Here is a 16,875-nt window from a genome sequence, read left to right on the forward strand (position 1 = left end):
GTTCTCTCCGAGTGTGAATGTCGGTTATCGGATTGTTTCTTCGTCTTGATCATCGTTGCCGTTGTCATCGTCGCCCCTTTTGATGCACTCGATGCTATCGTCATTGAGCAATCTTTCGGTGCTGGACATGATGTGGTTGACGATATCCTTATAGGCCCTATTAGCCCTGGGGTTATCGACATCGTCGGCGATCCATTGATATTTTTCAGAGTTACCAATGACGCTTAGCGTAAACCTTGATCCGCCTGGTGCTACTGGGAAATTGGGGCCCGCCAGTTGGTCTTCCAATTGATCGGCTTCATATTTCACTAGAAAGTCCAGAATCGCGCTGTAACTCTCATAGGGAATCGGACATACGGTCGTTTCGCTGTCTTGAATTACGAGCAGTTGGGCTGCATCGCCTGTGGGACGAATCGTAATCGATTTGTGGCTGTAGGGAGCATCGCCTGGCTTTTCTAACAAGATTATGTCGGGATCGGCCGCGTCGGCCGTTTGTGGAAAGTGAGCAATCGCTAACAGCAAGCCTAAATTAAGCGCTGCGAATCGGGAGGAAACTTTAAGCTGGGTTATTCGGTTCATAGTTTACGCCTCTCAAAAAAGACCAAAAAGTTTACTTCGTCCCTGAAATGGCCTGAAATGGGGTGTAAGTGTTTATAAATAATCGTAGGTTGTTAACAATCTTTACCATCCTCAAGGCGGTTTATTTCAATCGAAGTTATTGTTATAAATTTAAATCTTAGTAAACGCCCAGGCCAAATCCTTCACGAGATCTTAGATATTAAATAAAGATTCTGTCAATTGTCCAAAGGTACGATAACAGGACAAATTTTTTTATTGAAAATCAACTCATGGGGCGGGTTGTTCAAACCTCTCCAAACGTTTGGATTTGCTTAGGCCTTGTTCGAAATGCTCGAGACTGAGTTACTAAGTCCTATTTCGAATACAACTGTCACAGTCTGTAACACCTTAATGTTACAGATTTCAAGTCTCTGTTAATAAAGCATATTCTATTCGATTGATAAGCCTTCCTTCGCTCTCTGTAACAGGCTGTTGTTACAGAGAGCAAAATGTGACGAATTCAATCTAATATTTTCTTATATTTATCAAGAATTTGAGTTTTTAATCGATTCGTCAAACATGGCATCGTTTTTGCCGTTTATTCATGAAAAAGCTGTTCAATGAATAAATTCGGTAATAGGAAGCGCCGCATGATCGCACATGCTCTGACGATAGTCCTGAACGAACTCAATCGACATTTGACTGGTCATTACGGGGCGGACGTCATGAATGTCTGTCGCTTGGGGAACTTGGCCGACGGCTTTGGAAACGGGGCGGGCGCCAATCCGCGTGATGTACTTTATTTATCGGTGGTCAACATCAAGGAAGAAAAAACTTTAAAGAACGTGCCGCACTTCACCCGCAACGACGTTACGCTTCGCACCGTCTATGAAAACCCGCCGACCTTTCTCAATTTTCAATTACTGCTCGTCGCCTCGCACAGTAATTACACCAATGCCTTATTGATGCTGTCGCGAGCGATACGCTTTTTTCAGGCGCAAAACGTTTTCACGCAGGATACGGTCGACCCCGCGTCAATTTCGAATAATGCGCCCGCCAATCCGCTCGATCAACTCGAGTCGTTCAAACTGATTTTCGATCTGTATTCTCCGACGATGGAGGAAGTCAATCACCTCTGGGGAACCTTGGGCGGTAAACAATACCCGTTCGCGATCTACGTACTGCGTATGTTGGATTTGAAATTCCGGGCGGTCAAAAGCGAGAGGGGCGTCATTACTGAAGTCGTTCACGATTTCCGGCATAAATCCGGATTGGCGGTCGCCAATGAGTGAGCAAATTCGCGTTAAATATCGGCGCCTCTTTGAAGTGAAGGTGCTGCATCACTATTGGCTGGACGATGGTGCGACCGTATTCGATTCGATCGCCGACCCGCTGAAAATACAACAGCGCTTATCGTCATATGATGTCCGCACCTTTCTTGAGATTCGTCCGACCCCAAAGACAGAGAAGCAACTGAAAGCCTATCGGGCTATTTTGATCAATAGCACTTTAGGCGTGATCGCGGCGGTTCCGGAAGAGGCTGTTATTGCTAGCGATGCGCTTTTCGAGTTTGCGGTTATCGTGCGCAACCCGGCATTCATTAATTACACCGCGTTGACGCTGAGACGGCAACGCATCATCGATTTTTTCGATGCCGAACTAGGCAAACGTTATTTGTACAAGGAAAACGTACCGGTCTTATCGAATTTGACCGGTGCTTCTAGAGGCGCCGGCGACGATGAAGTCCTTTTTTTATCCAAGGAATTTCCGGCGATTGCTAATGACGATCCCGTCGAAGCGATAGGCTTATCGGGCAATGCACTGACACAGCTTATCGCAGATCAGCCGGGCGATCTGCTTCATACGATTACCGATCAAGCCGGGCTTTGGCCGGTTTATGTGCATCAAGGCGATGTTCCGGTAATGGCAGTGCCGGAGATGGAGGGCGCGGTTTTTCGCGGTATTGCCTTGGATTCGAATCTGCCGAAGGATGTATTTGCGCTGATTCGCTTGCATGCCGAAAGACCGGGCGATAGCCGATTCAGTTTGATCGATAGTCAGGGCAGGGCAAAGCAACCCCCGCCTTCGTTTCATGTGCGACTGAAAAATCGCTCGACATTTTGGCATTATTTAAACCAAAACAACGGTTCCTTGGAATTCGAAACCGCCGAGCCGTTGCCCTCAACTTATTTCGGCAATGCCGGAAATCGCCGCAAACCCTCCGAAAACTCAGTCAAGCCGGTTTTAAGCGGCGATAGAGTGATTAAACTCGTTTCGGAGATTTATGAGTAATCTTTAATATGAATCGGTAATTATCATGGCTACAGCGTATAAAACTCCTGGCGTTTATATCGAGGAAATTCCGAAATTCCCTCCGTCCATTGCACCGGTCGAAACCGCGATTCCCGCGTTTATCGGTTACACCGAGAAGGCGGTTAGAAATGGTGAGAGCTTAACTAATAAGCCGTTACGAATCGAGTCCATAGCCGAATATGAATTGTATTTTGGTGGCTCTCCTTCTCAGGACGTTACACTGTATTTGGACACCAATAATCAACTCGTGCGATCGGAAGCCTCCGCCAAGCTTTATTTATACGACAGTTTGAGGTTGTTTTACGCGAATGGCGGCGGCAAGTGTTTTATCGTATCGGTTGGAGCGTTTCCGGATAGCGTGTCCTCCGCCGATTTAGAAGGTGCTCTGAAATGGCTTGAACAAGAAGACGAACCGACACTGATTCTAGCCCCCGACGGTGTTTCGGACGACAATGGTCCATTTGAATTTCAGAAACAGGCCTTAACGCAAGCGAATAAGTTACAAGATCGATTCGTCATTTGCGATCTCACCAAAAGCGTCACAAATACTGAGTTCAATACATCGGTCGCCACCTTCCGAAATAATATCGGCATCAATTTTCTCAAATATGGCGCTGCTTATGGACCGTGGATCAAAGCCAATTTACCCCGTTCTTTGATGCGAAGAAATATTACGCTACTGCGTGACGGCGTTAATACGACGATTAAACTTGCCAATCTAACTGATGATCAACCAACACAAGCGGTCATTGCGGATTTGCTGTTGGTAGAAAGCTTTGTCAATGAAGCCAAATCGATTAAAGACGTATTGAGCGGCGGCGCGGACATTACGCTTGAAGATCGCGCTAAGGAATTACAGGACGACTACAATGCTGCGGTAAGCGATAGCCAAATCAAATCGGCTATTCAAGATATTACGGACTATATCGTGGAAATCATCGTTGAAATCCAAAAACGTTATGAAGCAGCGCCACCGGGTTCCGACAGATTTAAATTACGAACCGAAATCGAAAAATATATCGAAAGCGGGCAGATTAAATCGGCATTTCGAACGGTTGCCGATCATCATTTCTTTCTGGCTGCTTTAACCGGAGATGCCGCAATACCGTTATTGACGGCGAATAATGATCTTGATGATGCCGCGGAGCTTATGGGGTATACCGATGGGGACACTTTATTGGCAACCCCATTGGTAAATGTTTCTGGTAGCTACAGCGGTTTAACTACAGTTAAGCAACGAGCCGATGTTGCTATCAGTCCTATTTTGGCTGCCGTAAACGAAGCGATTACGTTTTTTAATTTTTTGGAAACCACTCAACACAGTTATGAAAAAGCTCTGAACGAAAACTTGATTGCCGGTTTCGGGCTTTATAAAACCTTAGTCACGAAAGCAGCAGAAGCGCTCAATTTATTGCCGCCATCCGGTGCAATAGCCGGCGTTTATGCTGCTGTCGATCGAGATCGCGGGGTTTGGAAAGCGCCGGCTAATGTTAGTTTGAACGCCGTCATCGCGCCGGCTGTAACCATTTCTCACGAGCAACAAGGCGAATTCAATGTCGATCCAAATGGCGGAAAATCGATCAATATTATTCGCGCATTCCTAGGCAAAGGTACACTAGTTTGGGGTGCCCGTACTCTAGCCGGCAACGACAACGAATGGCGTTATGTCAATGTCAGGCGTTTTTTCAATATGGTCGAGGAAAGCACCAAAAAGGCGACCGAACAATTCGTTTTCGAACCGAACGATGCGAATACCTGGGTCAAGGTACAGGCGATGATCGAAAACTTCTTGACCGTGTTATGGCGGCAAGGCGCGTTGCAAGGCATCAAGCCGGAGCATGCCTTTTATGTCGCGGTGGGCTTGGGTAAAACGATGACGCCGCTCGATATATTGGAGGGCCGGATGATTATCGAAATCGGCATGGCGGCGGTTAGACCGGCCGAATTCATCATTCTCAGATTCTCGCACAAAATGCCCGAATCCTGATTTTTGCGGCTTCACCAAGCCGGTGAAATTGTTGTAGACCCTTCATGCTTCGACTTGGCTCAGCACGAACGGTCTACAACACATGCCAACTGCTCTTTTCAGGTTGCAGAGGTTTCGGTGACTCGCTTCACATATTAGGGCAACGCAGGGGCAGTTGCCGAGGAGCAAAAATCTGCCCTGCCGCCGACACCTGTCAATCGAGCAACAAAATAGGGAAGTTATTTATGACCAAATCCTTAGCAAACAAGAGGGAATCATCATGGCGCAAGTCTATCCATTACCGCGTTTTCACTTTCAAGTGGATTGGGGCGGTGCAAAATTGAGTTTTACCGAAGTCACGGGTCTTGTGATGGAGCGTGAAAAGGTCGAGTACCGGCACAGCGACAGCAAGGATTTCAGCAAGATCAGCATGCCCGGATTGATCAAACTCAGCAATATCACGATGAAACGCGGCAAATTCGAAGGCGACTTCGATTATAACGATTGGCTCGACGAAATCGCCAACGAACGAGTCGAAGGCCGCCGCGATGTCGTGATTCGTTTATTGAACGAAAAACACGAACCGGTCGCGGCTTGGTCGGCGACACGTTGTTTTCCGGTCAAGGTCACCGCGCCCGATTTAAAGTCCGACGCCAATGAAGTCGCGATCGAAACCATCGAGGTCGCGCACGAAGGACTCAAACTAATGAAAGTATAACGCCGATGGCCGATTACTATCCGCCGCTCGGCTTTTATTACAAAGTGGAGTTCGGCATCAGCCAAGTGAGCAATGACGTCCGGTTTCAGTCGGTCTCGGGTCTCACCGTGGAATACGATTATGAAAGTTTCAAGGAAGGCGGCGAAAACCGTTTCGAACATAAATTGCCGGTCCGAACCAAGTATGCCGACATGGTCTTGAAACGCGGTATGTTGACCGATTCCGACGTGATCGATTGGTTGCTCGATGCCTTTCGCGACCGTGTGTTCAAGCCCGCGTCGGTCAATGTAATTTTAATGAATGAAAAAAGCGAACCCTTGCGAACTTGGAAAGTCGCTCAGGCGATACCGAAAAAATGGCAGATCGGCGATTTCAACGCCAACGAAAGCGCGGTCGTCATCGAAACGATCGAATTGACCTACCGTTATTTCACAGTGCAAACCTGAGTCCGCCATGCCGATTGAAATCAAAGAACTGCATATCAAAGTCACGGTCAACCCGCCCGAAGAGGGGAACCTTCGGCAAGAACCGGGCAATGCCGGCAGAGGGGGCGCGGCGGGAAATCCGATCGACCAAGATGCCTTGATTGCCGAGTGCGTCGAACAAGTTTTACAGATTCTGCAAAATAAAACGGAGCGCTGATGGCCGAGAACGGGAAACTGGAAAAGATGTTGATACTGGCTTTCTCCGATTCGGAAAAAGCCGAAAGCGGCGGCTTGCTCGAAGCCGACGAAAGCTTCGAGGCCTTGATCAATCCGGAGAGCTATACGCTCGACTATAAGCTCAAGTTTTCCGAATCCGGGCAAGGGCAGGGGACCAGCGGTCAACAATTAAAATACGAATATACCGAACCGGAAGAAATTTCCTTCGAATTTTTATTCGACAATACCGGCATCATCGACGGTAAACCGCGCGACTCGATCGCCGACGACATCAAGGCGTTCAAGGAAGTGTTGACCGGCTATAAAGGCGATGCTCACGAACCGCGGCATTTTAAGCTGGTTTGGGGCGAGCATTCGATTTTTAAGGGGCGGGTCGTCGAAGTCGGCATTACTTACAAACTGTTCAGACCGGACGGTACGCCGATACGGGCATTGGTCAAGGTCAAGTTCAAAAGCAGTATCGAAGAAGAAAAACGCGCCGCGAAAGAAAACAAAAGTTCGCCCGACTTGAGCCACAGCCGCAGAGTCAAGGCCGGCGATACGTTGCCGTTGATGTGTTACAAAATCTACGGCGATCCGCGTTATTACTTGGAAATCGCAAAAATCAACCGATTGGATCACTTCAGGTCGCTCGAACCCGGCCGTGAAATCGTGTTTCCTCCGGTCAACAAAACGGCTCGATCATGAGAAACGAATCCGCCATACCAACGCCGGCCACCCCCGATGTTTGTACGGTGGCTTTATTAATCGACGGCACCGAAATTCCGGGACAATTTCAGGTGCTATCGGTCAGCGTCAAAAAAGAATTGAACCGGATTCCGTCAGCCACGATTCAACTAAAAGACGGCGAAGCGGCGCAAGCCGACTTTCCCGCCAGTAATACCGGATTGTTCATTCCGGGTCAAAAGATCGAAATTCAGTTCGGTTACCGCTCGCAAAACGCCACGGTATTTAAAGGCATGATCGTCAAGCATAGTATCAAGCTCAGAAAAAACGAAAGCCTCTTGATTCTGGACTGCCGGCATGAAGCGGTCAAAATGACGTCCGGCATACACAGCCGCTACTTTACCGAACAAAAAGACAGCGACATTATCGAAACATTATTCGGCGACTACGGCTTGACCGGCACGAGCGATACGACGGAACCGGATTTACAAGAGGTCGTGCAATTCGAATCGACCGATTGGGATTTTATGCTATGCCGGGCCGAAGCGAACGGTTTCGTCGTCAATGTCGGCGACGATGCGATTACCGTCGGCAAGCCCGCAACCGGCGAAGAATCGGTCGTGAAGGTCGGTTACGGTTCGACCCTGTTGGAACTGGATGCCGAAATCGATGCACGTTTGCAAAGTCCCGGAATCAAGGCTACGGCTTGGCATGCGGCCGATCAGGCATTGATCGAAGCCGAAGCTTCCGAACCGAAATCCGCCAGTGCCGGCAATATCGATGCCGAGACATTGGCGGCGATATTAGGCACTGAAATGCATGAAATACGCCATGGCGGCGGATTGAGTCAGCCGGAATTGAAAGCCTGGGCCGATGCGCGTTTGTTGAAGGAACGTCTAGCCAGAATCAGAGGCCGGGCGAAATTTCAAGGCATTGCCGAGGTCATGCCGGGGACCGTGATCGAAGTCAGCGGCATCGGCGAGCGCTTTGCCGGACTGTTTTATGTGTCGGGCGTGCGGCATTGCGTTTCCGGCGGCAACTGGGAAACCGATGCCCAACTGGGCCTAAATCCCGATCTATTTGCCGAAACCTATAACTTACGCCCATTGCCGGCGTCAGGATTATTGCCGTCGGTCTGCGGATTGCAAATGGGCGTCGTGACGGTATTGGAAAACGATCCTAAAGGCGAAGACAGAATAAAGGTTCGGCTGCCGCTGGTCGACACGGCCGATGAAGGCATTTGGGCAAGGCTTGCAACGCTGGATGCCGGCGAAGGGCGAGGAACGTTTTTTCGGCCCGAGATCGGCGATGAAGTCGTGGTCGGATTTCTCGGCGACGATCCGCGTTATCCGGTCGTGTTGGGCATGTGTCACAGCAGTGCGAAACCGGCGCCGGAGCCCGCGAAGGACGACAATCATTTGAAAGGCTATGTCAGCCGCGAAAAGATGGCCTTGACCTTCGACGATGAAAACAAAGTCGTCGTGCTCGAAACGCCGAGCGGCAACCGTCTGAATTTGTCCGAAGACGAGCAGGCTGTCGTGATCGAGGATCAGAACGGCAATAAAGTCACCATGAATGCCGACGGCATCAAGCTCGAAAGCGTCAAAGACTTGATATTACAAGCCGCCGGCGACGTCAAGATCGAAGGCATCAATACCGAACTGAGTGCGCAAGCCGAATTCAAGGCCTCGGGTTCCGGTTCGGCCGAAATTTCCGGCGCCAGCACCACGGTCAAGGGCAGCGCCAGCACCACGATCCAAGGCGGCGTCGTGCAGATCAATTGAGGAGATGAAGCGATGTTACCGGCAGCCAGAATCACCGACATGATCGTCAGCACCGCGACGCAAGGCGCTCCGGTGCCGATCATTCCGCCGGGCGAACCGACCGTTTTGATCGGCGGTTTACCGGCGGCGCGCTTGGGAGATTCGTGCGGAGTCGATGCGATTATCATGGGTTCGGCAACGGTCATGATCGGCGGCATGCCGGCCGCGCGTGTCGGCGATTCGAGCGCTTCGGGCGGCGCGATCCTGCCGCCCGGTATGCCGACAGTATTGATAGGAGGATGACATGAGTTTTCTCGGACGCGGCTGGTCTTTTCCGCCGACATTCAACCGGGCAAGCGGCGGCGTTACGATGCTCGAAGCCGAAGCAGACATCGCTTCGAGCCTTGAGATTCTACTGAGCACCGCGCAAGGCGAGCGCACGATGCTGCCTAGATACGGCTGTAATTTGCAGGAGTTGGTGTTCGAAAATTTAGATACGCGCATGAAAACCTTGATGGCGGACAAAGTGGAATCGGCGATTTTATATCATGAGCCGCGTATCGAACTGGAAAGCGTTCGGCTCGACGATAGCCTGGAGCTCGAGGGCGTGGTATTGATCGAAGTGATCTACCGCGTCAAGGCTACGAACTCGCGCTTCAATTTCGTTTATCCCTATTACAAATTGGAGGGTACCGATATTAACCTAACCGCAGCCGTCAACCTCTTGCCCGATAGCGATTGAATCATGGCCAACTCGGATTGCAAACAAAACACCGATGCCTCGAGGCTAGCGCATGAAGGCAGAAGCCGAGACTTGCGTGTGCCGAAGGCTTTGGATCCGAACCATGTGCCGGTTAATGAACGAGGACCGGAGTACGGCCTGGTGTTTGCAAAAGCCTATTCGGCCTATCTCAATTATTATGACCCGAACAACAGCGTCACCGGCGATTGGCAAAGTTTTTTCGATAAGGATGTCTCGGTGTTGTTGGCTGTCGCCGCGATACAAGACGTCGACGCGTACCGCTCGGCCGTCAAAGCCTATTTCGATTTTTTGAATAATAGCGGCAATCGAACGCAAGCAGAGGCGCTCAAACAACGCGTGGGTTTCTTGTTCAGTATCGCGGCGACCATGGCCAAGCGACTAGACCGCTTGAAAGAAAACTTGCCGGTCGATACGGCGCTGAAAAATCTTTTGCAAAACCGCATACGATCGCAGTCGGCGCAAGGTTTCAAACGGCTTATCGCCTACTACAAGGCTTACGAGAGCGATTTCGGATTGACCGACGACGAGCTGGACGTTGCTGCGGAATTGACGATATTCGGTCAAGAAGCCCAATCCTTCGGCGATATCTATCGAAGGCCCTTTTCGAAAGATTGGATCATCGGCAACTTTCCGGATTGGCCGCATTACATCGACAGCATCGTCAAGGATGCGGGGGGTTTCGGCCCACTGCTTGACCCGTCCAATCCGAATTATTGGTTTTCGATCCATAATTCGATCGCGAGCCACAACCTTTTTACATCGATATTCGATGATTTTTTAAAAATCTATGCGCGCATCGTCGTCGAAGCCAAACAAGAACTGGAAAATTCGTTCATTCAAAACGGCAATCATGAGCCGCATTATGCACTGCTGATCGCCTTTTTACGCTTATTCGAAGGGACTCGGGCCGAGATCAACACCTTGACAGGCCGGCACCTGGATTTTTATTACCGGGACATTTTACAGCTCAAGGAAAAACCCGCCGAACCGCCTCGGGTCCATTTATTGGCCGAATTGGCTAAACATGCCGACAGTCACCGGTTCGATAGCGGCGTGTCGTTCAAGGCCGGAAAGGACGAGTCAGGCATCGAGGCCTTTTTTACGAACGACCGCGATTTCATTGCCAATAAAGCGAAGGTCGCAGAGCTGAAAACCGTATACCGTCATGGCGGCGAAGCGGTCACCGGATTGGGTGTCAATGCGGCTAAACAGTCGGGCCGTTACTATGCCTCGCCGGTTGCCGATTCCGAAGACGGACTGGGGGCGAAACTGACCAACGAAGAACAATCTTGGCATCCGTTTTTCAATAAACGCTATAGCAATGCGCTACTGGAAAGCATTGCGATGCCCGAGGCCGAACTGGGTTTTGCTATCGCTTCGCACTATTTATGGTTGGCGGAAGGAGATCGGATCATCACGCTGGAGTTTCAGTTATCGGGCAGTCCCGCAGGAAACTCGCCCGAATTAAAAAATGCGATTGTTTGCCAATTGACCGGCGAAGACGATTGGTTCGAAATTACCGCTACGACCTTCGTTTTAAGCGGTAATTCGATCACATTCGAGCTTCGCTTGGACGGCGCCGACCCGGCCGTGACGCCTTATTCGGAGAAAGTGCATGCTCGAGGCTTTAAGACGTCGCTGCCGGTCCTGATGATTCGATTGAAGCATCGTGCGGACAGCGTTTTTGCTTATGAAACGTTGCGCGATCCGGTCATCGCCTCGATTCAATTGAGCGTCGACGTAAAAGGCGTGCGCTCGCTTGCCGTATCGAACGATTTCGGTACGGTGGATTTGTCGAAACCGTTTCAACCCTTCGGTGCGCGTCCGGTCAACGGCAACCGGTTGACGATCGGGTCGAGCGAGGTTTTTCAAAAACGTCTCGACTCGGCCAAATTATACATCGAATGGCAAAATCCCCCGTCGTACTATCCGCCGGGCGGATTGTTATTACACGCTTATCCTATTGTATTCAATATCTTAGAAAGCAATGGCGAGCCTCAACCGCCGTTCACCGCGAGTCAAATGGACACTACGTTAAATATCGTTCAAAGCGGCGTACCGACGATTGGGCTAGCCTATTTGAAAGCCGGGCAATGGCAAGCGTCATCGGCTTCGGCTAATTTCGCCGCGACGGAATTCGATTTGACCGATACCGCGCAACATGCCTTCCATCAAGACATCAGTTTTGCGAACAATGCGGTTTATCGCATCGATGATGTCAACGGTTTTGTACGTTTGATTTTTCAAGGGGATTTCGGATTCGACCAATATTTAACGGATTTAACGAATTTTCTGACCGACCAAGAACCTAAACCGGATTCGCATCCCGGCGCGCCGCCGGTCGGACCGTTTATCGAACAGCTTATTATCGATTATCGGGCCTCCCAGGCTATCATGCTGAATTCGGCGTTACCGGACGCCATGCAACAGCGCGAAGTGCATTTTTTCCATATCGGCCCGTTCGGTCAAGCCGAACAACACCCGGCGCTCAATACCGCCAAACAGGTCAATCTGCTGCCACAGTTCGGTTTTATGCGCGATGAACTGACGGTTCATAGCGAAGCCGAATGCTATATCGGCATCGATGGGCTCGAACCGCCGCAAAACCTGTCTCTGCTGTTCCAAGTCGCGGACGGCACGGCCGACCCGTTGACGATCAAACCCGACCCGCATATCCACTGGAACTATCTACGCGGCAACGAATGGATTGCTTTCAAAAAAGACGAAGTCGAGGACGGCACGGGCGGTCTATTGAACTCCGGCATCATCAGGTTTGCACTACCGAACGACGCCGATAACAACAACTCGATTTTGCCCCCCGGCATGCATTGGCTAAGGGCGGCGGTTGCATCGCACAGCGAAGCGGTTTGCCGTTTACAAGCCGTTTCTGCGCAAGCCTTGCAGGCGACCTTTAGCGACCGAGGCAACGATCCCGGCTTCTCGGCGAAACCGCTAAAAGCCGGCACGATAAGTCAGTTGGAGCGGCCAAATGCGGCCGTCAAAAAGATCGAGCAGCCTTTTTCCTCGTTCGGCGGACGCGGCGCCGAAACGCCGGCGGCTTTTTATACGCGCGTCAGCGAGCGTTTGCGTCATAAGGACAGAGCGGTCGCGCTTTGGGATTACGAACACCTGGTTTTGGAAGCCTTTCCGCAAATTTATCGCGTCAAATGCCTGAATCATACTCAGTACGAGCCCGGAGAAAACGGCGATTTCGTCTATCGGGAACTCGCGCCGGGCCATGTTACGCTAGTCGCGATTCCCAATCTGCGATTCCAAACGTATCGCGATCCCCTCAAACCCTATACGAGTCTCGGCTTGCTCGATGAAATCAAGGATTTTTTGAGTTCGCGCGTGCCCTGTTTCGTCAACTTGCATGTCCGCAATCCGCGCTTCGAGACCGTGCATTGCTCGTGTAAAGTCCGTTTTCATGAAGGCTTCGACGAGACGTTTTATCGCAATACGCTACGCCAAGCGATTACCCGGTTTTTGTCGCCCTGGGCTTTTGCGAACGATGCAAAGCCCTCTTTCGGCGGAAAAATTCATCAATCGGTATTGATTCGTTTCATCGAAGAGCAGACTTATGTCGATTATTTGACCGACTTTGTGTTGTATCACGATAGCGGCGGGACGGCAGGAGAAGTTGCGGTCCATGAAGCGGCAGGCTCGACTGCGGCATCGATTTTGGTTTCGGCGCCGGCCGGCGAACACCAAATCGATGTCATCAAACCCGCCGCAGTGCATGAACTCGGCGAAACCTGTCCGTGCGAGCCATGAAAGAGCCTGCCGTTTTCTTACCCCGACTGGATTCGCAAAAGCCTAGCGAAGACTTTTTTGCGTTGCGCCGCGAAGGCATCGGCTATATCGAGCAGGCCGGCAGTCGGCATTGGACCGATTACAACACCCACGATCCGGGCATCACGATCCTGGAAGCCTTATGTTATGCGTTGACCGATATCGCTTACCGAAGCGGTTGGGATATCAAGGACCTATTAACCCTTGAAACCTCGACCGCTGCCGACCCTTTTCCAAGACAAGCTTTTTATACCGCACGCGAGATTTTAACGAGCGGCCCTGTGACGCCGAACGATTTCAGGCGCGTTTTAATCGATTTGGAACCGGTGCGCAATGCATGGATATTTTGTAAGCAATGCGCCTGCGAAACCGATTATTACGTAGTGTGCGACGAAGACCGTTTGGCTTTGTCTTATCGGCAACTCGAACAAGGCGAACTCGATGCGAAAAAAGTCACGGTATCGGGTTTATACGAAGTCTTGCTGGAATTGGAATCCGACCCTGAGTTGGGCGACTTGAATGCCCGCAAAATTCAGAAAATGCGTCATTTTTACGATGCCGAAGGCAGAGTGCAGACCCGAGTCATTGAGCTGCGTTTCCCCGATTTATCCTTGTCCGCTGAGGAGGAATGGCAAGCTTTTTTAGATCATCCGAACGACTATTCGGTCAGCGTACGTATCGGTGCGACCGATGACTATGACGTATTGACCGACCCGTTGTTGGATCAGGCCGGCAAGGATCGCTATTTAAAGAGACATTGGCGGGAATTGTTCTATGTCGATTTTCAAGTCGATTTTCAACAGGAATCGGTGGGATTGACGCTGAATATCGACCATGCCACGCTACGGGTGTTCGGCAATGCCGATGCAAAGGAAGAAACAACGCTGGCCGAACTTGTAGAGTTGCTGGAAGACGTTTCGGATTCGGGAATCGTCGGACTTTACCGGCGCAAAGTGCACAAGATCGCTCAAGCTGTTGAACAGGCCAAGCAGTCATTGCATAAGAGGCGCAATCTCGATGAAGATTTTTGCCGTATCGAAGGTATAGCGCTGGCCGAAATTGCGGTGTGCGCCGATGTCGAAGTGGCCTCCGATGCCGATATCGACCGCGTGCAAGCGCGTATCTGGCAGGAAATCGAACATTACCTGAATCCGCCGATCGCGTTTTACAGTTTGCAAGAATTGCGCGATGAAGGCTTGTCGGTCGAGGCCATTTTTAACGGACCGGCGCTCGACAACGGTTTCATCAAGTCCGAAGATCTGCAACGGGCGATGTTGAAGTCGGAAATCAGAGCGTCCGATATCATTAAGCGTTTAATGGCGATCGACGGCGTTCTGGCGGTCAACAACCTGCTGCTGACCCTCTATGACCCGCAAGGCCGAATCGTCAAAGGCAAGGCCGACCCCATTCAGCAAAACGACGGCAAGCCTTTGTTCGATCCGGATCGAATCAGCGCGGCCTGGTTGCTGATGCTCGACGATCGCAGACAGCCGCGATTTTACCGCGAAGCATCGCGATTCTTGTTTTTTAAAAACGGCCTGCCTTTTCAAGCGAGGCACGACGAAGCCGTCGCGACCTTGCATCAATTGCGCGGCGAAGCCGAACGCCCGAAGATCAAAAATACGCCGAAAGACCTGCCGTTGCCGAAGGGAATGTACCGAGATCCCGGCCATTATTTTTCGATACAAAACGAATTTCCGCAGAGCTATGGCATCGGCCCCGAAGGCCTGCCCAGCCATGCGTCCAAATTACGCCGGGCTCAAGCCAAACAATTGAAAGCCTATTTGCTGGTATTCGAGCAATTCTTGGCCAATCAAATAGCACAGCTAGCGCAAAGTACCGATTGTTTTTCGTTGGACCCCGGTATACGTCAAACCTATTTTATCAAGGAGTTAACGCAAGATATCATCGACGGTTACGACGATCTGGTCGCCGATTTGGATAAAGAAAAACTTGAAAAGCTGATCGAGTCCGAACCGGAATTCTTGCAGCGGCGTAACCGGTTTCTCGATCACTTATTGGCCCGTTTCGGCGAACAGTTATCCGACTACACCTTATTGCTAAGCGACCTTGCCGGCCGTCAAAAAGCGCAAGCATCCTTGATCGATACCAAACTCGCCCTGCTCAAAGGACTGCCGGAAATTAGCCGGTACCGTTACCGGTCGTTCGACACTACCGGCGAAGCTTGCGCGCAAAAGCAATATCCGGTTCTGAAAAAACGCGTCAATCTGCTGCTGGGCATTGCCGATCTGAAGATGACATTGTCGCCATTGGAAACCATCGCCGGCAAGACCGAAATCGCTTTTGAATTGATGGATTGGAATAATCGGCCCTGGTTGACCGGGACGCTTGAGCTTGACGCATACGCTGCATCGAACACCGCCGCTTACCGTACGGTCGTCAAGCAAATGAGCGACCCTGAAATTTATCGGATAGATGAGCAGACTCATCGATTAACGCTTGAGGAGGATACGATCGTATTGCGCGCCGCTCATCCGGATGATTTGACGACAGAGGCCGAGGCGCAAAAGATCAAGGCCGTTTTACTGAATTGGAGCGCGCACCAACGAACGATCCTGGTCGAACATGTGCTGCTCAGACCGAAGTTTCCCGGCGACGCGCTTTATCCCGTATGCTCTGAAGGCGTATGTAAAACCTGCGGCTTTGAGGACCCTTATTCGTTTCGTTTAACCTGGGTCATGCCGGGCTGGACCTCGCCGTATAACGTCAACTTGGATTTGCGAGCGTTTGCCGAACGCACGATACGCCAAGAAACGCCGACGCACTTATTGAGCAAAATCTGTTGGGTCGGCAATAAAAGGATTATCGACAATCCCTGCGAACCGCTCGTGAACGAGTTGGCCGCGCTATTGCTCGAACAAAACCAGGCTACGGAAGAGGAGTCCTGCGACTGTGCAAAAGCGATTTACAGTGATTTCAGCCGAGTCTTCAATGACTGGTACCACGGCAAAACGCTGGATTATTTCGATCCGGACGTTTTACGGGCGCAGCTGGCAAGCGAATTCGAGTCGATCCTGAATCCCGGCGGGATAGAGTGTGCCGCGGCGATCGGCGCCGTTTTATGGAACACTATCGTTTCTCGGTTGACCGAACATTTTGCTGAAATCGCCCGTTACGGCCGGCAGTTCGAACGTTTCGAAACGGCTTGGTGCTTGTGGCTTGAAGCGAACGCCTCGATCAATTGGACCGAACAGCGCCTGCAGGAAAGAGTCGAAGCCTTGTTGGCCGAGGCTTTGCTCGATGGAGACGAAACGACGTTGTGCCGATGCGCCGCCGGCATTCTTGCCGATTACGGCACGGCGTTTTCCGATTGGCTGAACGGCTATGTCGAAAACGGCTTGGAACCGCCGGAAGATTTGTCATCGTTCGAGCCGGCACCGATCGTGCTATGTTCCGATGCTCAATTTAAAACCGGTACCGAAGACGAATTGAAAGCCTTGCTTGATAAGCATTATCAACGCTATATCGAAGTGTCTTACCGGCTGAGAATCGTGGTCAATTTGCTGGCCGATCTGAAATCTATATACCCCGAAGCGACTCTGCACGACTGCGACGACGGCAGCGATCATAATCCGGTACGGCTCGATAAAACGGCCCTCGGTTCGCTCAATGCCGTACCACGGCCCTTTGAAAACCCATGAATACGGTCAAAA

The 16,875-nt window shown here is 50.9% G+C and carries 13 protein-coding genes; 12 read left to right on the forward strand and 1 reads right to left on the reverse strand.

Annotated features, from left to right (window positions below):
• Positions 1 to 24: 24 nt before the first annotated feature.
• Positions 25 to 579 carry a hypothetical protein gene (locus METBU_RS0104315; protein ID WP_017839459.1) on the reverse strand — a complete coding sequence of 185 codons (555 nt, stop codon included), beginning with the start codon at positions 577 to 579 and terminating at the stop codon, positions 25 to 27.
• Positions 580 to 1,208: 629 nt separating this feature from the next.
• Here METBU_RS0104315 and METBU_RS0104320 point away from each other — a divergent pair.
• The 12 genes from METBU_RS0104320 to METBU_RS0104375 all read left to right on the forward strand — a co-directional run bounded on the left by METBU_RS0104320 (position 1,209) and on the right by METBU_RS0104375 (position 16,863).
• Positions 1,209 to 1,850: a Pvc16 family protein gene (locus METBU_RS0104320; RefSeq protein ID WP_017839460.1), complete on the forward strand. Its 642-nt coding sequence runs from the start codon at positions 1,209 to 1,211 to the stop codon at positions 1,848 to 1,850.
• Positions 1,843 to 2,850, forward strand: a complete 1,008-nt coding sequence (locus METBU_RS0104325; protein ID WP_017839461.1) for a hypothetical protein — start codon at positions 1,843 to 1,845, stop codon at positions 2,848 to 2,850. The genes METBU_RS0104320 and METBU_RS0104325 overlap by 8 nt, the downstream gene beginning before the upstream one ends.
• Before the next feature lie 25 nt (positions 2,851 to 2,875).
• Positions 2,876 to 4,858 (forward strand): phage tail sheath C-terminal domain-containing protein, encoded by a 1,983-nt coding sequence (locus METBU_RS0104330; protein WP_017839462.1) that lies wholly within the window; start codon positions 2,876 to 2,878, stop codon positions 4,856 to 4,858.
• 259 nt (positions 4,859 to 5,117) lie between these two features.
• The gene (locus tag METBU_RS0104335) at positions 5,118 to 5,555 is read left to right on the forward strand and encodes a phage tail protein (protein ID WP_014148652.1); all 438 of its coding nucleotides are present in this window, start codon (positions 5,118 to 5,120) and stop codon (positions 5,553 to 5,555) included.
• Positions 5,556 to 5,560: 5 nt separating this feature from the next.
• Positions 5,561 to 6,001 carry a phage tail protein gene (locus METBU_RS0104340; RefSeq protein WP_014148651.1) on the forward strand — a complete coding sequence of 147 codons (441 nt, stop codon included), beginning with the start codon at positions 5,561 to 5,563 and terminating at the stop codon, positions 5,999 to 6,001.
• Between the two features lie 7 nt (positions 6,002 to 6,008).
• Entirely contained in the window at positions 6,009 to 6,197 is a 189-nt protein-coding gene (locus METBU_RS0104345; protein WP_017839463.1) for a DUF5908 family protein, read from the forward strand.
• A complete protein-coding gene (locus METBU_RS0104350; protein WP_017839464.1) occupies positions 6,197 to 6,904 on the forward strand; it encodes a CIS tube protein in 708 nt (235 codons plus the stop codon). Before METBU_RS0104345 ends, METBU_RS0104350 begins: the two co-directional genes overlap by 1 nt.
• Entirely contained in the window at positions 6,901 to 8,667 is a 1,767-nt protein-coding gene (gene vgrG / locus METBU_RS0104355) for a type VI secretion system tip protein VgrG (RefSeq protein ID WP_017839465.1), read from the forward strand. The genes METBU_RS0104350 and vgrG overlap by 4 nt, the downstream gene beginning before the upstream one ends.
• Positions 8,668 to 8,679: 12 nt before the next feature.
• Complete coding sequence (locus METBU_RS0104360) at positions 8,680 to 8,949, forward strand: PAAR domain-containing protein (RefSeq protein WP_014148647.1); 270 nt, start codon at positions 8,680 to 8,682, stop codon at positions 8,947 to 8,949.
• A gap of 1 nt (position 8,950) precedes the next feature.
• Positions 8,951 to 9,388: a GPW/gp25 family protein gene (locus tag METBU_RS0104365; protein WP_017839466.1), complete on the forward strand. Its 438-nt coding sequence runs from the start codon at positions 8,951 to 8,953 to the stop codon at positions 9,386 to 9,388.
• A gap of 3 nt (positions 9,389 to 9,391) precedes the next feature.
• Positions 9,392 to 13,183, forward strand: coding sequence for a baseplate J/gp47 family protein (locus METBU_RS0104370; RefSeq protein ID WP_017839467.1), 3,792 nt, complete (start codon positions 9,392 to 9,394; stop codon positions 13,181 to 13,183).
• Positions 13,180 to 16,863, forward strand: coding sequence for a hypothetical protein (locus METBU_RS0104375; protein WP_017839468.1), 3,684 nt, complete (start codon positions 13,180 to 13,182; stop codon positions 16,861 to 16,863). Before METBU_RS0104370 ends, METBU_RS0104375 begins: the two co-directional genes overlap by 4 nt.
• Positions 16,864 to 16,875 lie beyond the last annotated feature (12 nt).

The sequence above is a fragment of the Methylotuvimicrobium buryatense 5G genome, from assembly GCF_000341735.1.
Taxonomy (GTDB): domain Bacteria; phylum Pseudomonadota; class Gammaproteobacteria; order Methylococcales; family Methylomonadaceae; genus Methylotuvimicrobium; species Methylotuvimicrobium buryatense.

Bases quoted from the DNA above. Each gene is read 5' to 3' on its own strand.
- METBU_RS0104315 (WP_017839459.1), bottom strand. From the start codon at position 579: ATGAACCGAATAACCCAGCTTAAAGTTTCCTCCCGATTCGCAGCGCTT.
- METBU_RS0104320 (WP_017839460.1), top strand. From the start codon at position 1,209: ATGATCGCACATGCTCTGACGATAGTCCTGAACGAACTCAATCGACAT.
- METBU_RS0104325 (WP_017839461.1), top strand. From the start codon at position 1,843: ATGAGTGAGCAAATTCGCGTTAAATATCGGCGCCTCTTTGAAGTGAAG.
- METBU_RS0104330 (WP_017839462.1), top strand. From the start codon at position 2,876: ATGGCTACAGCGTATAAAACTCCTGGCGTTTATATCGAGGAAATTCCG.
- METBU_RS0104335 (WP_014148652.1), top strand. From the start codon at position 5,118: ATGGCGCAAGTCTATCCATTACCGCGTTTTCACTTTCAAGTGGATTGG.
- METBU_RS0104340 (WP_014148651.1), top strand. From the start codon at position 5,561: ATGGCCGATTACTATCCGCCGCTCGGCTTTTATTACAAAGTGGAGTTC.
- METBU_RS0104345 (WP_017839463.1), top strand. From the start codon at position 6,009: ATGCCGATTGAAATCAAAGAACTGCATATCAAAGTCACGGTCAACCCG.
- METBU_RS0104350 (WP_017839464.1), top strand. From the start codon at position 6,197: ATGGCCGAGAACGGGAAACTGGAAAAGATGTTGATACTGGCTTTCTCC.
- vgrG (WP_017839465.1), top strand. From the start codon at position 6,901: ATGAGAAACGAATCCGCCATACCAACGCCGGCCACCCCCGATGTTTGT.
- METBU_RS0104360 (WP_014148647.1), top strand. From the start codon at position 8,680: ATGTTACCGGCAGCCAGAATCACCGACATGATCGTCAGCACCGCGACG.
- METBU_RS0104365 (WP_017839466.1), top strand. From the start codon at position 8,951: ATGAGTTTTCTCGGACGCGGCTGGTCTTTTCCGCCGACATTCAACCGG.
- METBU_RS0104370 (WP_017839467.1), top strand. From the start codon at position 9,392: ATGGCCAACTCGGATTGCAAACAAAACACCGATGCCTCGAGGCTAGCG.
- METBU_RS0104375 (WP_017839468.1), top strand. From the start codon at position 13,180: ATGAAAGAGCCTGCCGTTTTCTTACCCCGACTGGATTCGCAAAAGCCT.